The sequence below is a fragment of the Mycobacterium riyadhense genome (assembly GCF_963853645.1).
GTDB lineage: Bacteria > Actinomycetota > Actinomycetes > Mycobacteriales > Mycobacteriaceae > Mycobacterium > Mycobacterium riyadhense.
On the sequence record NZ_OY970456.1, the window covers coordinates 678,478 to 699,063 of the forward strand.

At 67.1% G+C, this 20,586-nt stretch carries 20 protein-coding genes and 4 pseudogenes; 17 read left to right on the plus strand and 7 right to left on the minus strand.

Annotated elements, in window-relative coordinates:
- Positions 1-33: 33 nt before the first annotated feature.
- From ttfA to AADZ78_RS02925, 5 genes are read left to right on the plus strand one after another with little or no spacing between them, the layout of a single operon-like run.
- A complete protein-coding gene (gene ttfA, locus AADZ78_RS02905) occupies positions 34-918 on the plus strand; it encodes a trehalose monomycolate transport factor TtfA (RefSeq protein ID WP_085252134.1) in 885 nt (294 codons plus the stop codon).
- A gap of 29 nt (positions 919-947) precedes the next feature.
- Entirely contained in the window at positions 948-1,730 is a 783-nt protein-coding gene (locus tag AADZ78_RS02910) for an SDR family NAD(P)-dependent oxidoreductase (RefSeq protein WP_085252133.1), read from the plus strand.
- Complete coding sequence (gene pyrE / locus AADZ78_RS02915) at positions 1,717-2,262, plus strand: orotate phosphoribosyltransferase (RefSeq protein WP_085252163.1); 546 nt, start codon at positions 1,717-1,719, stop codon at positions 2,260-2,262. The genes AADZ78_RS02910 and pyrE overlap by 14 nt, the downstream gene beginning before the upstream one ends.
- 10 nt (positions 2,263-2,272) lie before the next feature.
- Entirely contained in the window at positions 2,273-3,169 is an 897-nt protein-coding gene (locus tag AADZ78_RS02920) for a hypothetical protein (RefSeq protein ID WP_085252132.1), read from the plus strand.
- A complete protein-coding gene (locus AADZ78_RS02925) occupies positions 3,166-3,822 on the plus strand; it encodes a TrmH family RNA methyltransferase (protein WP_085252131.1) in 657 nt (218 codons plus the stop codon). Before AADZ78_RS02920 ends, AADZ78_RS02925 begins: the two co-directional genes overlap by 4 nt.
- A gap of 7 nt (positions 3,823-3,829) precedes the next feature.
- Here AADZ78_RS02925 and secE2 read toward each other — a convergent pair whose 3' ends face one another.
- The 3 genes from secE2 to AADZ78_RS02940 form a co-directional block, all read right to left on the minus strand.
- Positions 3,830-4,045 (minus strand): calcium dodecin, encoded by a 216-nt coding sequence (secE2, locus tag AADZ78_RS02930; RefSeq protein WP_085252130.1) that lies wholly within the window; start codon positions 4,043-4,045, stop codon positions 3,830-3,832.
- A gap of 83 nt (positions 4,046-4,128) precedes the next feature.
- Positions 4,129-5,961, minus strand: coding sequence for a PE family protein (locus tag AADZ78_RS02935; RefSeq protein ID WP_204903483.1), 1,833 nt, complete (start codon positions 5,959-5,961; stop codon positions 4,129-4,131).
- A gap of 130 nt (positions 5,962-6,091) precedes the next feature.
- Entirely contained in the window at positions 6,092-7,057 is a 966-nt protein-coding gene (locus tag AADZ78_RS02940) for a LysR family transcriptional regulator (protein ID WP_085251403.1), read from the minus strand.
- Positions 7,058-7,108: 51 nt separating this feature from the next.
- On the opposite strand from AADZ78_RS02940, the gene AADZ78_RS02945 reads away from it, so the two are divergent.
- The 9 genes from AADZ78_RS02945 to AADZ78_RS02985 are packed head-to-tail and all read left to right on the plus strand — an operon-like array spanning position 7,109 to position 16,133.
- A complete protein-coding gene (locus tag AADZ78_RS02945) occupies positions 7,109-8,242 on the plus strand; it encodes an XdhC family protein (RefSeq protein ID WP_169726346.1) in 1,134 nt (377 codons plus the stop codon).
- A gap of 59 nt (positions 8,243-8,301) precedes the next feature.
- Positions 8,302-9,192, plus strand: a complete 891-nt coding sequence (locus tag AADZ78_RS02950) for an FAD binding domain-containing protein (protein ID WP_085251402.1) — start codon at positions 8,302-8,304, stop codon at positions 9,190-9,192.
- A 13-nt stretch (positions 9,193-9,205) separates the two neighbouring features.
- Entirely contained in the window at positions 9,206-9,688 is a 483-nt protein-coding gene (locus AADZ78_RS02955) for a (2Fe-2S)-binding protein (protein WP_085251401.1), read from the plus strand.
- The gene (locus AADZ78_RS02960; protein ID WP_085251400.1) at positions 9,685-12,084 is read left to right on the plus strand and encodes an aerobic carbon-monoxide dehydrogenase large subunit; all 2,400 of its coding nucleotides are present in this window, start codon (positions 9,685-9,687) and stop codon (positions 12,082-12,084) included. Before AADZ78_RS02955 ends, AADZ78_RS02960 begins: the two co-directional genes overlap by 4 nt.
- 9 nt (positions 12,085-12,093) lie before the next feature.
- The gene (locus AADZ78_RS02965; RefSeq protein ID WP_085251399.1) at positions 12,094-12,798 is read left to right on the plus strand and encodes an XdhC family protein; all 705 of its coding nucleotides are present in this window, start codon (positions 12,094-12,096) and stop codon (positions 12,796-12,798) included.
- Positions 12,795-13,385, plus strand: a complete 591-nt coding sequence (locus AADZ78_RS02970; RefSeq protein WP_085251398.1) for a nucleotidyltransferase family protein — start codon at positions 12,795-12,797, stop codon at positions 13,383-13,385. Before AADZ78_RS02965 ends, AADZ78_RS02970 begins: the two co-directional genes overlap by 4 nt.
- Positions 13,382-14,260: an AAA family ATPase gene (locus AADZ78_RS02975; protein WP_139828816.1), complete on the plus strand. Its 879-nt coding sequence runs from the start codon at positions 13,382-13,384 to the stop codon at positions 14,258-14,260. The genes AADZ78_RS02970 and AADZ78_RS02975 overlap by 4 nt, the downstream gene beginning before the upstream one ends.
- Positions 14,261-14,273: 13 nt before the next feature.
- The gene (locus tag AADZ78_RS02980; protein ID WP_085251396.1) at positions 14,274-14,900 is read left to right on the plus strand and encodes an SRPBCC family protein; all 627 of its coding nucleotides are present in this window, start codon (positions 14,274-14,276) and stop codon (positions 14,898-14,900) included.
- Positions 14,901-14,906: 6 nt separating this feature from the next.
- The gene (locus tag AADZ78_RS02985) at positions 14,907-16,133 is read left to right on the plus strand and encodes a vWA domain-containing protein (RefSeq protein WP_085251395.1); all 1,227 of its coding nucleotides are present in this window, start codon (positions 14,907-14,909) and stop codon (positions 16,131-16,133) included.
- Positions 16,134-16,220: 87 nt separating this feature from the next.
- Here the strand turns inward: AADZ78_RS02985 and AADZ78_RS02990 are convergent.
- The 3 pseudogenes from AADZ78_RS02990 to AADZ78_RS03000 form a co-directional block, all read right to left on the minus strand.
- Positions 16,221-16,412 (minus strand): annotated as a pseudogene (locus AADZ78_RS02990) (VapC toxin family PIN domain ribonuclease); the annotation flags it as partial.
- Positions 16,409-16,525: pseudogene (locus AADZ78_RS02995) on the minus strand (antitoxin); the annotation flags it as partial. The pseudogenes AADZ78_RS02995 and AADZ78_RS02990, both read right to left, overlap by 4 nt.
- An 82-nt stretch (positions 16,526-16,607) precedes the next feature.
- A pseudogene (locus AADZ78_RS03000) lies at positions 16,608-17,365 on the minus strand (amino acid permease); the annotation flags it as partial.
- 86 nt (positions 17,366-17,451) lie between these two features.
- Between AADZ78_RS03000 and AADZ78_RS28900 the strand changes: the two are divergent.
- From AADZ78_RS28900 to AADZ78_RS03010, 3 genes and pseudogenes are all read left to right on the plus strand, one after another.
- Positions 17,452-18,039 (plus strand): annotated as a pseudogene (locus tag AADZ78_RS28900) (PPE family protein); the annotation flags it as partial.
- A gap of 265 nt (positions 18,040-18,304) precedes the next feature.
- Positions 18,305-18,715, plus strand: coding sequence for a PE/PPE C-terminal domain-containing protein (locus AADZ78_RS28905; protein WP_264033221.1), 411 nt, complete (start codon positions 18,305-18,307; stop codon positions 18,713-18,715).
- Positions 18,716-18,753: 38 nt separating this feature from the next.
- On the plus strand, positions 18,754-19,863 hold the full coding sequence (locus tag AADZ78_RS03010; protein WP_085251392.1) for a glycoside hydrolase family 76 protein: 1,110 nt from the start codon (positions 18,754-18,756) through the stop codon (positions 19,861-19,863).
- Here the strand turns inward: AADZ78_RS03010 and AADZ78_RS03015 are convergent.
- On the minus strand, positions 19,852-20,541 hold the full coding sequence (locus AADZ78_RS03015) for a VTT domain-containing protein (protein WP_085251391.1): 690 nt from the start codon (positions 20,539-20,541) through the stop codon (positions 19,852-19,854). The two genes, AADZ78_RS03010 and AADZ78_RS03015, sit on opposite strands and share 12 nt — an antisense overlap.
- Positions 20,542-20,586: the final 45 nt, after the last annotated feature.

Sequence of the window (20,586 nt, forward strand, 5' to 3'; positions counted from 1 at the left end):
GTTCGGCCCCAACAGCAGATAGGCTATTCGCCAATGGTCCCGCTTTGGTTCACACTCTCCGCACTGTGCTTCGTCGGTGCGGTGGTGTTGCTGTACGTCGACATCGATCGTCGGCGGGGCCGCAGCAGGCGCCGTAAGTCGTGGGCGCGGTCGCACGGATTCGACTACGAACGTGAATCAACCGAGATACTGAAACGCTGGAAGCGCGGCGTGATGTCGACGGTGGGCGATGTTGCGGCCCACAACGTGGTGCTGGGTCAAATCCGCGGGGAGGCGGTCTACATCTTCGACCTCGAGGAAGTCGCCACCGTGATCGCGCTGCATCGCAAGGTGGGCACCAACGTCGTGGTCGATCTGCGGCTCAAGGGGCTCAAAGAGCCTCGGGAGAGCGACATTTGGTTGCTGGGTGCAATCGGGCCGCGGATGGTGTACTCCACCAATCTCGATGCGGCCCGGCGGGCCTGCGACCGGCGCATGGTCACGTTCGCGCATACCGCGCCCGACTGCGCCGAGATCATGTGGAACGAACAGAACTGGACGCTGGTCAGCATGCCAATCGCGAGCACTCGCGCCCAGTGGGACGAGGGTCTGCGCACCGTGCGCCAGTTCAACGACCTGCTGCGGGTTTTGCCGCCGCTGCCTGCCGAGGCCCCACAGGAATCGGGCGAGCCGAAGCCACACAGCGCGGCACCGGGCCGTCCGTTGGCGCCGGCGGGCCGGGCGGAGTTGCCTCCGCGACGCGCCGAGCAGGATGTCGCCGGTCTGGTGGGTGATGCGGGCCGCCCTGGACAGGCCCGGCCGGCTGAGCCCGTTCGGCGTGAGGCTGAGCCGGTGCGTCGCGACGAGGGCCGCTCCGAAGCGGGTCGCCGGCCGCCGCACGGTCGCAACGGCAGTCAGGCCACCCACTACCAGCGCTAACGGACCGGCGCTTCGCTACGCTGTCGCACATGCCTCGCCCCGTCGCGCTGATCACTGGGCCCACGTCCGGGATTGGCGCCGGCTATGCGCGCCGGTACGCGCGCGACGGCTATGACTTGGTCCTAGTCGCCCGGGACGTCCACCGGCTCGAGCAGCTCGCCGACGAGCTGGCCACCCTCAACAGTCAAGCCGGCAACGTCGAGATTCTGCCCGCTGATCTGGCCCATCCCGTCGACCGCGAGAAGGTCAGCGCCCGGCTCACCGAAGGCGTTCGGGTACTGGTGAACAACGCCGGCGTCGGCACCTCCGGGGAATTCTGGACGGCAGATCCGGCTCTGCTGCAAGCGCAGTTGGACGTCAACGTGACCGCGGTGATGCACCTCACCCGGGCCGCAGTTCCGGCTATGCTCGCCGCCGGCGCTGGCACCGTCATCAACATCGGCAGCGTCGCCGGTCTGCTGCCCGGAAGAGGGTCGACGTACTCGGCGTCGAAGGCGTGGGTGGTCGCGTTCAGCGAGGGGTTGGCCAACGGGTTACAGGGCACCGGCGTCGGGGTGCACGCGGTGTGCCCGGGCTATGTCCACACCGAATTCCACAGCAGAGCCGGCATCGACATCGCCAAGCTGCCGTCGTTTATGTGGCTCGAGGTCGACGACGTGGTCAGGCAGAGCCTGGCCGATATCGCCGCCGGAAAGGTGATCAGCATCCCCAGCACGCGGTACAAGGCGTTGGTAGCCAGCGGGCGGATGATTCCGCGAGGACTGATGCGGGCAGCCGTCAAAAGGTTTGGTAGTGGCCGTGGCCGTACCTAACCCTGAACGGGAGGAGCTCGCCGAGCTGGTGCGCCGGCTCTCGGTGGTGCACGGCCGTTTCACGCTGTCGTCGGGCGCGGAGGTCGACTACTACGTCGACCTACGCCGCGCCACCTTGCATCACCGGGCGTCCGCGCTGATCGGGCGGCTGATGCGCGAACTCACCCAAGACTGGGACTACGCCGTCGTAGGCGGTCTGACACTGGGTGCCGATCCGGTAGCGACCGCCATCATGCACGCGCCGGGCCGCCCGATCGACGCATTTGTGGTTCGCAAGTCGGTGAAATCCTATGGCATGCAACGACTTATCGAAGGATCCGACGTTTCCGGTCAGCGGGTGCTGGTTGTCGAGGACACCAGTACGACGGGCAACTCGGCGCTGACGGCGGTGCGCGCCGTCCAAGAGGAGGGTGGCGAGGTGGTCGGCGTGGCTACTGTGGTGGACCGCGCCACGGGTGCCGCCGAGGCTATCGAAGCCGAGGGTGTCCCTTACCGCAGCGTGCTGGGCGTTGCCGATCTGGGGCTGGGCTAGGCCGCCTGCGGTGCGCACACTCATTGCGTTGGCGCTGGCTGCGGCTTGCTTGGCGGGGTGCGCGAGTTCGAACCATTCCGGTCACATCTACGGCGCTCAGACTGCCCGGTTCGGTGAGTCGCTGGCGGTGCTGGGCTGGAACATGTCGGTGTCGAATCTGCGCTGGGACGGTGACTACGTGCTCATCGACGTGGACGCGTCGCCAAGCGACCCCAAGGCGCCGCACGCCAAGGCTGAGGACATTCGGTATGGCTTGTACGGCGCTCTGGCCCACCCGCTAGAGGTCGGCGGGCTGGGCAGCTGCGGCGACGCGATGAATCGCGTGGCCAACGTCACCTCGGCGCTGTCGGCGCCACCCGACCGGCTTACCGGCACGGTCTGTCTGGGTCCGCTGAAGGACCGAAGTGCGGTCCGCGGTGTGTACATCTACTCACCGCGTGAACGGATCGCCGATACCGCGGCGGCATATCCAGCGGCGTTTCCGGTGGGGCTGTTGCCGACAAAGGAAAACGACACCGGCCTGGTGGTCAAGACGATCAGTGCGGAGGCGTGGCGCGCCGACGGTATGCCGGTGACCAAGGCCCAGCTGGGCGACCCGGCGGCGTTCACCGGCGATGGCTACATGCTGCTGGGGCTGGAGGCCAACGCCGTGGCGGCCCGATATCGCGACGACTCCGCGGCACGCGGCGGTCCCATGATGCTGCTCGCGACGCCGACCCTGCCGGGACGCGGGCTGAGTCCGGCCTGCTCGGCGTACGGGTCGTCGGTGCTCATCCTGCCCGATGCGTCGCGGGACGCGGTGCGGGTCAACGCGTCATTATGCACACAGGGCGAAATCAGCCAGGCGCTGCTGTACGCGACTGTGGCGATCGTGGGGACGCACGCCGCGGTGTGGACCACTCGATGAGCGAACCCGGGCCTACCGAATGGGGCGCATCGGCCGGTCTGGGGGCCGGCGGCGTCGGGCCCTGGCCAGGTGACCCTCCCGACGACCCACGGTACGACCCAATCTTGTTGCGTGACGGGGACACTCGCAATGTCGTCGACGCGTACCGGTACTGGACCCGCGAGGCGATCATCGCCGATATCGACAGGCGCAGGCACCCGCTGCACATTGCGATCGAAAACTTCGGCCATGACGCCAACATCGGCGCGGTGGTGCGCACCGCCAATGCGTTCGCCGTCGACACCGTGCACATCGTGGGTCGTCGGCGCTGGAACCGGCGTGGTGCCATGGTGACCGATCGTTACCAGCGGTTGTGCCACCACGACAGCACCGCCGAACTGCTGGACTTCGCGGCGGGTGCCGGTTTGACGGTAGTTGCGGTGGACAACGTTCCCGGCGCAGCGCGACTGGAGGAGACCGCGCTACCGCGGGAATGCCTGTTGGTGTTCGGTCAGGAAGGTCCGGGCATCAGCGATGACATCCGGGCGGGCGCGGCGATCACGGTGTCGATCGCCCAGTTCGGCTCGACGCGCAGCATCAACGCCGGTGTTGCGGCCGGGATCGCGATGCATGCCTGGATTCGGCAGCATGGGGACCTCGGCCACGCATGGTGAGGTTCCGTCAGCGCGGTTGCGCGGGCCGCATCTTGAACGAGACCTCCAGCTTGATGCGATAGGTGATCTTGCCGTCACCGTCCACCGCCATGTCCTGCTCGATGACCCGAGCAACGCGGATGTCGTCGACGCTGTCCCGCGCCCGCTGCACCGCTTCGGCCGCGGCCTGCTCCCACGAAGTGGGGCTGGTGCCGATGATGTCGATCACCTTGTACACGCTCATGGGGGTAAAGCGTATAGCTTCCGCGACGGAAACGGATCGGGCGTCGATGGTCTAGGGCCGCCACACCGAGGTAGGTCGTCGGGTCAGCCGTTCGCGCCGTCCTCGCCCGGTGCGCCGAGGTTACCGTCGAGGCCCTTGCCGCCGGGGTTGGCACCGGTGCCACCGGCGCCACCCGTGCCGACGTCGGTGGACCCGACCCCGCCCGCACCCCCGAGGCCGCCAGCGCCGGTGTTGCCGGCGCGGCCGATCAATCCGCCAGCGCCGCCCCCGCCGCCATGTCCACCGTCACCGCCGTCACCGCCGTCACCGCCGTCGCCGCCGTCGCCGCCGACCCCGCCATTGCCCTGGGTCACGTTGACGCTGCCGGGGCCGCCGTTGCCGCCGGTGCCGCCGTCGCCGCCGGGCGCGCCGACGCCGCCGGTGGCGCCAATGCCGCCGTTGCCGCCGTGGCCGCCGTCGCCAACCAGCAGCCCACCACGACCACCGGCACCCCCGTTGCCGCCGTGACCGCCGTGGCCGCCAGACGCGCCGTCGCCGCCGGCGCCGCCGGCGCCGCCGTCGCCGCTGCGGACCAGACCGCCGGTGGCGAAGCCGGAGCCGCCATTGCCCCCGTTGCCGCCACGCGCGCCAACGCCGCCGTCGCCGCCGGCACCGCCGCCACCACCACCGCCGCCGGGAAAGCTGCTGGTCGAGACGCCTTGACCCCCGTTGCCGCCGTTACCCCCGTTGCCTCCGGGGGCGCCGGCGCCTCCGTCGCCGCCGCGGCCGCCGCCGCCTCCGCCGCCTCCGCCGCCGCCGCCACCACCGCCAGCGCCGCCGCCGATGCCGCCCCCAGTCCCGCCCTGCGAATCGGCGCCACCGGCGCCGCCGTCGATGCCGCCGCCTGCGGCGCCGGCACCACCCTCACCGCCGCCGCCGGCGCCGCCAGCGCCACCGCCGCCGCCACCCCCACGGAAGCCGGACGCCGAACCGTTGCCGCCGGCGCCGCCGTTGCCGCCGGGCGCCCCGGTGCCGCCGTCGCCGCCCGCGCCGCCGCCCGTGCCGCCGTGGAAGGCGGTGCCGGTGCCGCCGTTGCCGCCGGCTTGCCCGGTGCCGCCGTCGCCGCCGGGGCCGCCGCCGGCGCTGCCGCTGCCTACGGAACCGCCGGCCGCTCGGTCGATGCCATTCCAGGTCTGGGTCGGGTTGACACCGGCCGCGCCGGTCGCGCCGGCCCCGCCGTGCCCGCCGGCCCCGCCGGTGCCGAACAGTCCGGCGTTGCCGCCGACACCGCCGTTGCCGCCGTCACCGCCGAATACGGTGGCGGCGCCGCCGTGCCCGCCCGCCCCGCCGTTGCCGGTCAACCACCCGCCGGCGCCGCCGTTTCCGCCGGCCCCGCCCGACCACCCGGTCCCGCCGGCGCCACCCGAGCCGATCAACCCGGCCGAACCGCCGTTGCCGCCGGCTTTGCTGCCGCCGCCGCTGGTGTAGCTGTAGCCATTGCCGCCGTTGCCGTACAACAACCCCCCGTCTTGCCCGTTGGGGTTCGCGGCCGTCCCGTCGACGCCATTGCCGATCAGTGGGCGCCCCAACAACGTTTGGGTGGGCGCATTGATCACCGCGAGGATGTTCTGCTGCAGCGTTTGCAACGGCGACGCGTTGGCGGCCTCAGCGGTCGCATACGAGATGGTGGCATTGGTCAACGCTGCGACAAACCGCTGGTGAAGCTGCTCGACCTGGGCGTTGACCACCTGATACTGCTGGGCGTGATCGGAAAATAGGGCCGCGATGGCCGCGGACACTTCATCGGCGCCGGCTGCCGCCAAGGCAGTGGTCGTGCGGGCCGCGGCAGCGTTGGATGCCCTGATTGCCGACCCAATAGTGGCCGCATCGGCCGCCGCAGCATTCAAAACCTCTGGCGTCACAATCACAAATGACATTCCGCACCTCCTAGCAAGCCCGAAGCACTCAGGATCCCGACCGGCGAACGCCTGGTTCAACGGTGGAACGCAACAAACGACGTCAATGAACAGTGCACAATGCACAACGGTTGGGCCGGCGTGGAAGTGGCTAGCTCCAGAGAGTGACGTGAACCTTCGGGCGAAACCTTGTCACGCCGACGCCGCTGCCCCGGATCATCGCCTGGATGCACCTCGGGGTGGTGATGAAGCGAACGAGTTCGGACACGGCGGGTTGGCGCGCCGATGGCGCCAAGGTGGCCGCACACCACTCGCCGGCCTTGTCTAGTCCCGGACCGGTCAGGTGGGTCAGCCGTCCGGCGGCAAGATCCTTGGCGACCGCGAAGCCGATAGTCAGCGTGGCACCGCCGACCCGCATAACTTCCTCCAGCGCAGCGGCGTCACTTTGAAAGATCCTTTGCCGCGATTCCGGAATTGCCAAGTCGCGCAACATGGTTGCGATCTCGCCGTCCACGCTTCCGGCTGACGGGCCAAGCATCCACTGTTGCTGTCGCAACAGCCCGGTTGTCGGAATGCCCACGGCTAACGGGCTTTTCGGAGCGACGACGGCGATGATCTGATACTTCAGGAAGGGCCGGACAAAGATCGCACCGTCGGAACCGCGCGAACTCTCGCTGGCCGGGCCAATGGCGATGTCGACAGCGCGCGAGCAGATCAGGTCGCGGAACTGGCTCGTTGGATGCACGCTCAACTCAACGGACAGGTCGTCGGCGCGCGACGAGAACAACTCGATCAGGCCGGGCGCCGCGTGCTCGGCGAAGGTGCTGGACGCGGCGATGCGCAACAGCCGGCGGCCATGGGCGGCCTCGGTGACCTCGATCGCCGTCTGCTGTTGCAGACCCAGGATTTCGACCGCGCGGCTGGCCAGCCGCAGCCCGCCGGGCGTGAAGGCCAGCCCGGCGCCGGTCCTGGTGAACAACTGATCGTCGAGCTCCTTGCGCAGCGCCGCAACATGCATCGAGACTCCGGCGTCGGAAAGGCCTAGTTCCGTGGCGGCGGCTCGCACCGAGCCCAAACGCACCACTGCAGAATAGGCCCGAAGTTGAGCCGGGGTCATGAGGCCAGCCTAGTTTGGGGGCCTACTTCCGGGGGGCCTACTTTTGGATGCGTGCGTGACGTGCTTGCCGAGCTGATGTCGGTTTGGCGCGCGGGTGACACCGCGGGGCTGGCCACGGTGGTCCGAACGATGCGGTCGGCGCCGCGGGCGCCGGGTGCATCGATGGTGGTGGCGCCAGACGGTTCGGTGAGCGGGTCGGTGTCCGGCGGTTGCGTGGAGGGTGCAGTCTACGAGCTCGCCACGCGCGTCGCACGCACTGGGCGGGCGCGGCTGGAACGGTACGGCGTGAGTGACGACGACGCCTTTGCCGTCGGTCTGACCTGTGGCGGCATCATCGACATCTTCGTCGAGTCGGTATCGCGTGCCGCATTCCCCGAACTTGGCGCGGTGGCCGACGACATCGGCGCCCACCGACCGGTCGCCATCGCGACCGTCATCGCCCACCCGGATGATCAATGGATCGGCCGCCGGCTGGTGGTCCGTCCGGCATCGGCGGCGGGGTCGCTGGGTTCGGTGCGCGCTGACGCGGCGGTCACTGACGACGTGCGAGGTCTGCTTGCCTTGGGCCGCAACGAGATTCTCAAGTACGGTCCCGACGGGCAGCGTCGCGGCGAAGGTATGGAGGTTTTCGTCTCCAGCTACGCGCCGCGTCCTCGGATGCTGGTGTTCGGTGCCATCGACTTCGCCGCTGCCCTGGCGCGGCAGGGGTCGTTCCTTGGCTACCGGGTTACCGTCTGCGACGCCCGTTCGGTGTTTGCTACGTCGGCGCGCTTCCCGACGGCCGACGATGTTGTCGTCGATTGGCCCCATCGGTATCTGGCCGCTGAAGCGGCGGCGGGCGCCATCGACGAACGGACGGTGGTCTGCGTGCTCACCCATGATCCGAAGTTCGATGTGCCGGTGCTCGAGGTGGCGCTGCGCCTGCCGAAGGTCGGATATGTGGGAGCGATGGGCTCTCGGCAAACCCACGACGACCGGATGGACCGACTGCGGGCGGCGGGGCTGACCGACGCCGAGCTGAGCCGGTTGTCCAGCCCGATCGGACTCGACCTCGGCGCGCGCACCCCCGAAGAGACCGCGGTCTCGATCGCCGCCGACATCATCGCTCGGCGGTGGGGCGGCGGGGGCCGGCCGCTGGCCGAGATCGTCGGCCGAATCCACCATGACGCGCAGGTAGAGGGCTAGTTCAAGGATTACTTAACTCGATATTGACGCCTATTCGATAGCGGCAGACACTGAGCCGCATGCAAGTACCTGGCCCCTTCGAGTACGAACGCGCAACCAGCGTCGATCACGCCATCGGACTGCTGGATCGGTTGGGGGATACGGCGCGCATCGTCGCCGGCGGACATAGCCTGCTGCCGATGATGAAGCTGCGCATCGCAAACCCCGAGTACCTCGTCGATATCAACGACCTGGCGCCTGAGCTGGGGTACGTGATCACCGATCCGACGCTGGTTCGCATCGGCGCCATGACCCGCCATCGCGAGATCCTGGAGTCGGACCGGCTGGCCGCGGTATGTCCAATTTTCCGCGATGCCGAACGGGTGATCGCCGACCCCGTGGTGCGCAACCGCGGCACCCTCGGCGGTTCGCTGTGCCAGGCCGATCCGGCCGAGGATCTGTCGACGGTGTGCAACGTGTTGGGCGCGGTGTGCCTGGTGCGCGGGCCGTCGGGTGAACGCGAGATCGCGATCGACGACTTCCTAGTGGGCCCGTACGAGACGGCGGTGGCTCCCAACGAGATCCTGATCGAAGTGCGAATACCGGTGCGGCACAACACGTCCAGTGCCTACGCCAAGGTGGAGCGGCGGGTCGGCGATTGGGCGGTCACCGCGGCCGGCGCGGCGATCACGCTCGACGACGGTGCTATTGCCGCGGCTCGGGTGGGCCTGACCGCGGTGAATCCGGACCCCACTGCGCTGGCGGAGATCTCGGCGGGGTTGGTGGGCCGGCCTGCCACCGAGGACACCTTCGCCGAGGGGGGCCGCCTGGCTGCGCAAGCCTGCGACCCGGTGACTGACGTTCGCGGCACCGCCGAATACAAACAGCACCTTGCCTGCGAATTAACCATCCGCACGCTGCGCTCCGCCGCCGAGCGAGTACGCAGTATCCCTGCGCCCGAAGGGAATTAAAGGAGCAAAGCTTATGCACGTAAACATGACCGTCAATGGAGAACCGGTCAGCGCCGACGTCGAGCCCCGGATGCTGCTGGTGCATTTCCTGCGGGATCAGCTGCGGCTCACCGGAACTCACTGGGGCTGCGACACCAGCAACTGCGGAACGTGTGTGGTCGACGTGGACGAGGTTCCGGTGAAATCGTGCACCATGCTGGCCGTCATGGCATCCGGCCACAGCATCCGGACCGTGGAGGGGCTAGCGGGGCCGGACGGCTCCCTCGACCCGGTGCAGGAAGGTTTCATGCGATGCCACGGGCTGCAATGCGGTTTCTGCACACCGGGAATGATGATCACCGCCCGCGCCCTGCTGGACCGCAACCCCGACCCCGATGAGGCGACCATCCGGGAGGCCATCTCCGGCCAGATCTGCCGGTGCACCGGATACACAACCATCGTGCGGTCTATCCAATGGGCCGCGCAGCACCCCAAGACAGAGGCGGTCAGCTCATGACGACCATCGAGTCTCGTCCACCGTCACCCGAAGACACCGTCGACAACGACCAAAAGCCGTGTGGCCATGGCCGGATGCTGCGCAAAGAGGATCCCCGCTTCATCCGCGGCCGCGGCAAGTATGTCGACGACGTGTCGCTGCCGGGCATGCTGCACCTGGCGATCCTGCGCTCGCCGTACGCACACGCTCGCATCGTCAGCATCGATGGGACTGCGGCCCTTGCCCATCCGAAAGTCAAGGCGGTGGTGACCGGAGCGGCGCTGGCGGAGAAGGGTCTGGCCTGGATGCCGACGCTGTCCAACGACGTGCAGGCGGTGTTGGCCACCGACAAGGTGCGCTTCCAGGGCCAAGAGGTGGCGTTCGTCGTTGCCGAGGACCGGTATTCGGCGCGCGACGCGCTGGAGTTGATCGACGTCGAATACGACCCGCTGGATCCGGTCGTCGATGTGCGTAAAGCCCTTCATCCGTCCGCTCCGGTGATCCGCACCGACCTTGAAGGCAAGACCGACAACCACTGCTTCGACTGGGAGACCGGTGACGCGGCGGCGACGGACGCGGCCTTCGCGAAGGCCGACGTCGTGGTCAAGCAGGAGATCGTCTACCCCCGGGTGCACCCGGCGCCGATGGAAACCTGCGGTGCCGTAGCCGATTTGGACCCGGTCACCGGCAAGCTGACGCTGTGGACCACCTCCCAGGCGCCGCACGCCCATCGCACGGTGTACGCCTTGGTTGCCGGTCTGCCCGAGCACAAGATCCAGGTGATCTCACCCGATATCGGCGGCGGCTTCGGCAACAAGGTGCCGATCTATCCCGGCTATGTGTGTGCGATCGTGGGCTCGCTGTTGCTGGGCAAGCCGGTCAAGTGGATGGAGGATCGGAGCGAGAACCTGACCTCGACGGGCTTCGCACGCGACTACATCATGGTCGGCGAGATCGCCGCGACGAAAGAGGGCAAGATCTTGGCGATCCGGTCCAATGTGCTGGCCGATCACGGCGCGTTCAACGGTCAGGCGGCGCCATTAAAGTACCCGGCCGGATTCTTCGGGGTGTTCACCGGCAGCTACGACATCGAGGCCGCCTACTGCCACATGACCGCGGTGTACACCAACAAGGCGCCCGGCGGCGTGGCTTACGCGTGCTCGTTCCGCATCACCGAGGCGGTGTACTTCGTCGAGCGGCTGGTAGACTGCCTGGCCTTCGAGCTGAAGATGGACCCGGCCGAGCTGAGGCTGCGAAACCTGTTGCAGCCCGAGCAATTCCCATACCAGAGCAAGACGGGATGGGTGTATGACTCGGGCGACTACGAGGCCACCATGCGCAAGGCCATGGGCATGATCGGTTACGACGCGTTACGGGCCGAGCAACAGGAGCGGCGGGCCCGCGGCGAGCTGATGGGCATCGGGATGTCGTTTTTCACCGAGGCCGTCGGCGCCGGGCCGCGCAAGGACATGGACATCCTCGGCCTCGGCATGGCCGACGGCTGCGAGCTACGGGTGCACCCGACGGGGAAAGCCGTTGTGCGGCTATCGGTTCAGACCCAGGGCCAGGGCCACGAGACGACGTTCGCACAGATCGTCGCCGAGGAGCTGGGCATCCCGCCCGACGACATCGACGTCGTACACGGCGACACCGACCAGACGCCGTTCGGGTTGGGCACCTACGGCAGCCGGTCCACTCCGGTTTCGGGTGCGGCCGCGGCCCTGGTGGCGCGCAAGGTCCGCGACAAGGCCAAGATCATCGCGTCGGGCATGCTGGAGGTTTCTGTCGCCGACTTGGAGTGGGAGAAGGGCGCGTTCCACGTCAAGGGCGACCCATCGGCGTCGGTGACAATCCAGGATATTGCGATGCGCGCGCACGGCGCCGGTGATCTGCCCGACGGCATCGAGGGCGGCCTGGACGCCCAGATCTGTTACAACCCGTCGAATTTGACTTACCCGTACGGTGCGTATTTCTGTGTGGTGGATGTCGATCCGGGCACCGGGGTGGTCAAGGTGCGGCGCTTCCTGGCCGTCGACGACTGCGGCACCCGGATCAACCCGATGATCATCGAGGGCCAGGTGCATGGTGGCATCGTCGACGGCATCGGCATGGCGCTGATGGAGATGATCGCCTTTGACGAAGAGGGCAACTGCCTTGGCGGCTCGTTGATGGACTATCTGATCCCGACCGCGCTCGAGGTGCCACACCTGGAAACCGGATACACCGTGACGCCGTCGCCGCATCACCCGATCGGCGCCAAGGGCGTTGGCGAATCGGCCACGGTCGGGTCGCCGCCCGCGGTGGTGAACGCGGTGGTGGATGCGTTGGCGCCGTACGGGGTTCGGCACGCCGATATGCCGCTGACGCCGTCGCGGGTGTGGGAGGCAATGCAGGGTAGAGCTAGGCCCCCGATCTAGCAGGTGTAGATGACGATCAGCGAACGGGCTCAGCAACTAGTGGCCGCGCGCACGCCGTTCGTGCACGCGACCGTGGTACGCGCGCAACAGCCCACCTCGTCACGTCCTGGCGACGAGGCAATTCTGCTGGCGGACGGCACCATCGAGGGCTTCGTCGGCGGCCACTGCGCGCAGAACTCGGTCCGCAAGGCGGCGCTGGGTGTATTGCAGGCCGGCGAAAGTGTGTTGCTGCGAGTACTTCCCGACGGCGACGTCCACTTCCCGGAGGCCCCGGGCGCCTGCGTGGTGGTCAATCCATGTCTGTCCGGCGGCTCGCTAGAGATCTTCTTGACGCCGCAGTTGCCACCCCCGCTGGTCCGGGTCTACGGTGCCACGCCGATCGCCGACGCATTGATCCAGGTGTGCGAGGTGTTGGGGTACGACGCCCGACGCGAAGCCGACCTGTCCGACACCACCGCGGTCGTGATCGCCAGCCACGGCGGGCCGGAAGCCGAAATCATTCGCGCCGCGCTGGATAGCGGGATCGGCTATATCGGGTTGGTGGCCAGCAAGGTTCGCGGCGCGTCGATCCTGAACGAGCTTGAACTGACCGACGCCGAACGTGCCCGCGTCCACACCCCGGTCGGGCTGGCCATCGGAGCCAAGACGCCGGCGGAGATCGCGGTGTCCATCGCCGCGGAGCTGATCGCTGCCCTGCGCAACGGCGGCGCATGACCGCGCGGCGCGTCACCGGTGTCGTGCTGGCCGCCGGCGGTTCCAGTCGCTTGGGCATACCCAAACAGCTACTGCCATACGGGAATACGACCCTGCTTGGCGCGACACTCGACGTAGCCCGGAGCGCCGGATTCCACCAGCTGATCGTCACCCTGGGTGGCGCCGCGCAAGCGGTCCGCAACCAAGTCCGGCTGGGTGGCGTCGACGTGGTGAGCGTCGAGGACTTCGGCACCGGTTGTTCGGCATCACTGCGTGCCGCGCTGGAACGGGTGGGCCGGCAGTCCGCCGGGATCGTGTTGATGCTGGGCGACCAGCCGGGGGTAGGCTCCGCGACCCTACGGCGGATGATCAACGAGGGCCCACCCAACGACATCATGGTGTGCCGATACGCCGACGGGATCGGGCATCCATTCTGGTTCAACCGCAATGTGTTCGATGACATTTCCCAACTGCACGGCGACAAGGGGGTCTGGAAACTCATCGCGTCCGGGCGGCGCCTGGTAAGTGAACTCGCCGTGGACGGCCCGGTGCCACTGGACGTGGACACCTGGGATGACTATCGGCGCTTACTGGAATCGGTGTCGTGATGTTCACAAACCCCGATGACGTGGCTCGCCGATTCGACCGTGAGGATTACCTGCTCGACACCGGCACAGCGTCCGCGATCTACCTCGCCGTGACCCTGGGCAGGCCGCTGCTGCTGGAAGGTGAGCCCGGCGTCGGCAAGACGACTGCGGCGAAAACCCTTGCGGCGGTGTTAGATAGCACGCTAGTGCGATTGCAGTGCTATGAGGGATTGACCGCAAACGAGGCGCTCTACGACTGGAACTACCAACGCCAGTTGCTGTCTATCCGACTGGCCGAGGCACGCGGCACGACGATCGAAGAGGCGGATCTCTACACCGAGCGGTATCTGGTGGACAGACCCATTCTGCGGTGCGTGCGCCACCGCGGCTCGACACCGCCGGTGCTGTTGATCGACGAAATCGACCGGGCAGACGACGAATTCGAGGCGCTGCTGCTGGAGTTCCTCGGTGAATCCGCGGTCACCGTCCCCGAAGTGGGCACCTTCGTCGCCGAGCGCCCCCCGATCGCCGTGCTCACCTCCAACCGCAGCCGAGACCTGCACGACGCGCTGCGCCGGCGCTGCCTCTACCATTGGATCGACTACCCGGAACCGGCCCGGGCTGCCGCGATCGTTCGTCGGACGGTACCCGGGGCCACCGCGCCGCTGATCGAGCATGCCACCCAATTCGTCAGCAGCGCACGCGATCTCGACCTGGACAAGCCGCCGGGAGTGGCCGAGACCATCGACTGGGTCGCCGCGCTGGTGTCGCTTGGGGTCGCGGACCTCGTCGACGAGTCCCTCACCGCGGCGCTCGTCAGCCTGGGGACGCTGGCCAAGACACCCGATGACCGTAGTCTCATTCGTGAAGCGTTTATCGAGTACAGCCGCACATGAGAGGACTTCAAGGATGAAGATCGCCAACCAGTTCACCGTCAGCGCGCCCATCGAGCGGGCCTGGGACGTGCTGTCCGACCTGGAACAGGTGATCCCGTTGATGCCGGGGGCGCAGCTGACCGGCCACGAGGGCGACGACTACCTCGGCAAGGTCAAGGTCAAGGTCGGGCCGGTAACCAGCGAATTCAGCGGCAAGGTGCACTTCGTCGAGCAGGACCGCGACCAACACCGCGCGGTAATCGACGCCAAGGGCAAGGAGGAGCGCGGCACCGGCAACGCGGCCGCCACGGTCACCGCGCAGTTGCACGAGGCGGGGGAGCGCACCCAGGTCACCGTCGACACCGACCTGAAAATCGTCGGCAAGCTGGCCCAATTCGGCAGCGGGATGCTGCAGCAAGTGTCGGAGAAGTTGTTGGGCCAATTCGTCGAATCCCTAGAAGCCGAACTCAAAGCCCCAAGCCAAACCAGCCCGGAGGGCCCAGAAAGCCCGCAGCCGCAACCCGCCGCCGCCCCGGCCGAGCCCGAGCCCATCGACCTACTAGACCTCGCCGGTGGTGACCAGCTCAAGAAGTATGGCGCCGCTGTGGCGGCGGTGCTCGCCGTGTTGCTATTCATCTGGGTACTGCGCCGGCGGGGCTAGATCACCGTGAACACCCCAGCGCTGCTGCGGGGCGTCGATCTAGCGGCGTTCGCCGCCGCGCTGGTAGCGCGGCTGCGCGGTGTGGGTGTACTGGTATCCGCCAGCGGCCCAGCGAGTTTCGTGCACGCGCTGCGGCACCTGGTCCCGCAGACCCAGTCGGCGCTGTACTGGGCCGCTCGGTTGACGTTGGTCAACCGGATGGAAGACCTCGGCGCCTTCGACGAGGTATTCGCTGCGGTTTTCGGCAGCCTGGAACACGACCCGACCACAGCGCTACCGTTGCCCGGTCCAAAGACCCCCGCTGCCGGCACCCTGCAGCGCGCAGCCAGTTCGTCGTCCGGCACGGCCGAGCGCCTGCCCTGGGTCACCCGAACCGCCACCGACTCCGACGGCACCTCCGGTACCGGCATCCAGCTACCCGATTTCTTGCCCAGCCGCATCGCTGTCCTGGCCCAAGAACCGTTCGACCAATTCGATGCCGACGACCTGCGTCTGCTCGGCTCCTGGCTGGAGGCGTCGATGAAGCACTGGCCGAAGCGTCGCAGCCTGCGGTTCGAGTCCAGCCCGCATGGCAAACGGATCGACCTGCGCGCCACCATGAATGCCTCCCGTTCGACCGGCTGGGAATCGGTGCGACTGGCGCGCACCCGCCCGCGTCGCCGGCCGAGGCGGGTGGTCCTGGCTTGCGATGTGAGCCGCTCGATGCAGCCCTACGCCGCGATCTACCTGCATTTGATGCGCGCGGCGGCACTACGCAAGGCGGGACTGCGCCCCGAGGTCTTCGCCTTCTCGACATCACTGACGCGGCTCACGGCGGTGCTGTCGCACCGCTCGGCAGAGGTGGCGCTGGAAAAGGCCAACGCCAAGGTGACTGACCGGTACGGCGGCACGTCGATTGGCCGCAGCATCGATGCCCTACTAAGCCCACCACACGGCAATGCGTTGCGCGGCGCGGTGGTGCTCATCGCCTCCGATGGCTGGGACAGCGACCCGCCCGAGGTACTGGATCACGCGATGGCCAGGTTGCGTCGCCGCGCCGAGATGCTGATCTGGCTCAATCCCCGTGCGGGACAACGAAATTTCGAGCCGCTTGCAGGTTCCATGGCCACCGCCTTGCCTTATTGCGACCACTTCCTACCGGCGCATTCCCTGGCGGGACTGCACCAGCTGCTTTTGGCGCTCGGTGGCGACGACCCGGCGGTGAGCTCCGACAGCCGGCGCAGACCGGTCTAAGACCGAGTGACCAAACACGTTTCTGTGAACGGATTATATTGTGACACAATCGAATTAAGTTCAACCGTTGCTATTCGCAGCGGTAGATCAAAGCGTGGTCAATAGCTCCACATCGCGTCCCAGTGCGAGAGCCAGGATGGCCGCGTCGAACGTCACTAGACGGACTCCTCTTCGGCGCGCAAGCGTAAGGAGATGCGCGTCGGTCACTTGGCGGTGACTGACGATCGCCGGAACATCCTCGTCGACGAGTGACACGTCGTCGGACAGGAACTGGTGACCAGGCCGCGGCGCGCCAGCTCAGAGATCACCGCGCCCACGGACCGGCGCTCGCCGGCGGCAAGTTCGCGTGCCGCGGCGACCACGTCGTCATCCATATCGAGTGTTGTCCGCACCTTGTGATGCTACGGAGTCAATCAGCCCAGACTTAATGCGTTACCCGCGGACAGCTCGGTGCGAGAAGTGTCTTTCAGGGTCGCGCGGAACATTGCGTGCCGGATCCGCCGTCTCCTCGGCGGCCAGCGGCACTCCCTCGACAGCGAGGAAGAACCAGATGGCGAACGGCAAGGCCGACCACACGCCGAGGTAACCGTGCGGCAGAAAGGCCGATGCGCCCAACGCATGGGCCGGCGCGATGTTCGTCAAATTTGACCAGGTGAAATGGTTCATGGTAGCGAAAACGAAAATCGCGATGTCCACCAGCGCTATTCCGGTGATCACGAACATCACTTTCAGCGCCTCACCCACGCCGGCCAGGTGAATACCAATGAAAAACGCGTAGATCACCAAATACACCCACCAGCCGTCTCGAATGCCGAATAACCCGAGCGACTGCACGTATGCGCCGATAAACGTAGCGACAGCCGCCGGCGCGATCGAATACTCGATCAACACCGCGGTGCCCGTCGCGAACCCGCCCCACGGCCCCAGCGCGCGCCGGGCGAACGTATAACCTCCACCCGCCGCGGGCAGTGCCGACGACAGCTCGGCCATTCCCAACACCAGGGCCAGATACATCGCGGCAATCACCCCGGCCGCGATCAGCAATCCGCCGAACCCACCGCGGGCCAGGCCAAAGTTCCAGCCCGAGTAGTCACCCGATACGACGTAGCTGACACCCAGCCCCGCCAACAACAACCAGCCGGCGCTACGGTCTGCAGCTGTCGTTTCTCGAGGTAGGCAGACTGATCACTTGCGACCACGTCGTTTCCTCCGTTTAACCATGCATCGCGCATTTGGCGTGCTAGAAATGGCGTGGAGCACGTGCTCCACGCCTGACATTACAGGTGGCACGCATTTTTTGCGCGGTCGGAGTTCGATGGTGGATTTTGCGGTGTTGCCGCCGGAGATTAACTCCGGTCGGATGTATGCAGGGATGGGTTCGGGGCCATTGGTGGCGGCCGCACAAGCGTGGGACGGGTTGGCTGCCGAATTGAATTCGGCGGCCACGTTGTATCAAGCGGTGGTGGCTGAGCTAACTGGTGAGCAGTGGGTGGGTCCGTCGTCGATGTCGATGGCCGAGGCGGCGGCTTCGTATGTGTCGTGGATGAGCGCCACTGCGGCTGCGGCTGCGCAGACCGCTAGTCAGCTCAGGTCGGCGGTCGCAGCTTATGAAGCGGCATATCTGGCTACCGTGCCTCCGGCGGAGATCGAGGTTGACCGGGCGTTGTTGGCGGCGTTGGTGGCCACCAACCTTTTTGGGCAAAATAGTTCGGCGATCGCGGCTACCGAGGCGCAGTATGCGCAGATGTGGGCCCAGGATGCCGCGGCGATGTACGGCTATGCCGGGGCCTCGGCGGGCGCAACGATGTTGACGCCGTTCACCGCACCGGCGCAGCACACCGACCCGGCAGCTATGGCCCCTCTCTCGACGGTGCCCGCCTTACTAAACCAACTCTCCTCGGGATCAGCATTCGGCAGTGCTGTTGGGTCTCCTCGGCACCGTTCCGGTGCATGCCTTCCAATCGCTGATCGAAGGCACTCTAGGTTTGGGCACGTTCTCCTACGGTGTGAATTTCCTTGTGTCTGGCGTCATGTTGACTGCGGCGCCGATGATCGCTGTGTGCTTCAACCCGTTGGCCGCTACGCTCTCGGCGCCGGCGGCGGCGGTGGCAGCCGCTCCTGAGGGCGCGCTGGCGCCGACCTTAGTAGGTTCGTACGGCTCAGATGTGGGCGTGTCAGCGTCGGCCGGTTTAGGAGCGGCGGCGTCGGTCGGAAAGTTGTCGGTGCCGCCGTCTTGGGTTACGAAGTCGCCCGAAATCCGGCTTGTCGCAACGGCATTGCCGACAACCTCAATGGGCGAGTCCTACGGCGGCATGCCGCTGGTGGGTCCGGTGACGAGCGTTGTCAACGCGCCACGAGGCGACGGGTCCCGGGTCCGCTCCGCAATGCGTGCCAAGGTTCTTGCCGGGCCGGATGAGGAGCTGGGCAACCGACGTGGCCCAGACCGTGGTCCAGATGGAGACCCGCTTAGCGAACGGGATGAGCTCAACCAGTTGCGCAAAACGGCAACTCAATTGGCCAAGCAGCGCGATGTGCTCAAGCGCACGGCGGCGACGCTGATTCAGGAATCGAGGGAGAAGTAGGAAAACGTGCTGCCGCACATAGGGCAGGATCGGCAGGTATGGATCAGGTATGGGCCAACCGGGCAGCTAGCTCCGAAGCCGCCGTCACGCAACGGCACCTGAAACGGCTCTGGGCGCTGCCGGGAACTCAGCTGGGAGTCGTCGCATATCCGCCGGACCGCAAAGACCGGTTGTTCGGCACCTGGCACTACTGGTGGCAGGCGCATCTGCTGGACTGCCTAGTCGATGCGCAGCTACGCGACCCGCAGCCGCAACGGCGCATCCGGATCAATCGGCAGGTCCGCTCGCAGCGGGTCCGCAACAACTTCTCGTGGGTCAATAACTACTACGACGACATGGCCTGGCTGGCGCTGGCGCTGGAACGTGCCGCCCGGATAGCGGGCGTCGAGCGCAAGCGCGCGCTGCCGAAGCTCGCCGATCAGTTCGTCAAAGCCTGGGTGCCCGAAGACGGCGGTGGCATCCCGTGGCGCAAGCAGGACCAGTTCTTCAACGCGCCCGCCAACGGCCCGGCCGCGATCTTCCTGACCCGCTACGGCGACCGGATGCGGCGGGCCCAGCAGATGGCCGACTGGATCGACGAAACCCTGATCGACCCCGACACCCACCTGGTGTTCGACGGCATCAAGGCCGGCTCGCTGGTCCGCGCCCAGTACACCTACTGCCAGGGTGTGGTGCTCGGCCTGGAAACCGAACTCGCCGCACGCACCCATGACGACCGGCACGCGCCACGCGTGCACCGTCTGGTCACGGCCGTCGGCGAACACATGGCGCCCTTGGGTGTGCTGCGGGGCGCCGGCGGCGGGGACGGCGGCCTGTTCGCGGGCATCACCGCCCGATACCTCGCGCTGGTGGCCACCACGCTGCCGGGTGATTCCGCCGCCGACGTCGCCGCCCGCGACACGGCCCGCGCGATAGTGCTGTCCTCAGCGAAGGCTGCGTGGGATTACCGGCAAACGCTGGACGGGTTGCCGGTTTTCGGGGCGTTCTGGGACCGGGACGCGGAACTGCCCGTCGCGGCCGGCAAGCAGGCGGAGTTCGTCGAGGGCGCGGTGATGAGCTCCGAAATCCCCGAGCGGGACCTGTCGGTGCAGCTTTCCGGGTGGATGCTGATGGAGGCCGCGCATGCGGCCACCGATTCACTCGGGTAGCGCGGGCTCGGACGCGGCCTCGGCTGCTTTGGTTTTGGCACGTCGCGACCGATAGCCCCGCCAGGCCGCGATCAGCGCCGGCAGCACGGATACGAACACGATGGCCAGGATGATCTTTTCCAGGTTTTGGTTGACGAACGGCACAGTGCCCAGGAAGTAGCCCGCCAGCGTCACACCGCCGCCCCAGAGGACGCCGCCGATTATGTCGAACCCCAGAAACACCGGATAGCGCATGTAGGACACCCCGGCGACCACCGGAGTGAAGGTCCGCAGGAACGGCGCGAACCGGGCCAGAATGATCGCCCAAGGCCCGTACTTCTCGAAGAACGCGTGCGACTCGGTCACGTAGTGCCTTTTGAAGAAGCGGGAATCTTCCTTTTTGAACAGTGCGGGCCCGATGCGACGGCCGATGAAATACCCGGTCTGATCGCCCGCCACGGCGACCACTGCGACGGCGGGTGCCAGCACCCAGATGCTGGCCGGCGGGTTGGGGTGCGTGGCCAGCAGCCCTCCGGTGAACAATAGTGACTCGCCCGGCAGCAGCGGAAACAGCAAGCCGGTCTCGATGAAGACGATGATGAGGATGCCGGGCAGTACCGCGGAGCCGAAAACGCCGTCGGCGCCCAGCCAGTACCAGGGGTCGAGGATGTCGCCCAGGGCCACCACCGCGGTGCTCATGACGCTTCAACATACCGGCGTTGTAATACTGAGGGGACCCAGCCT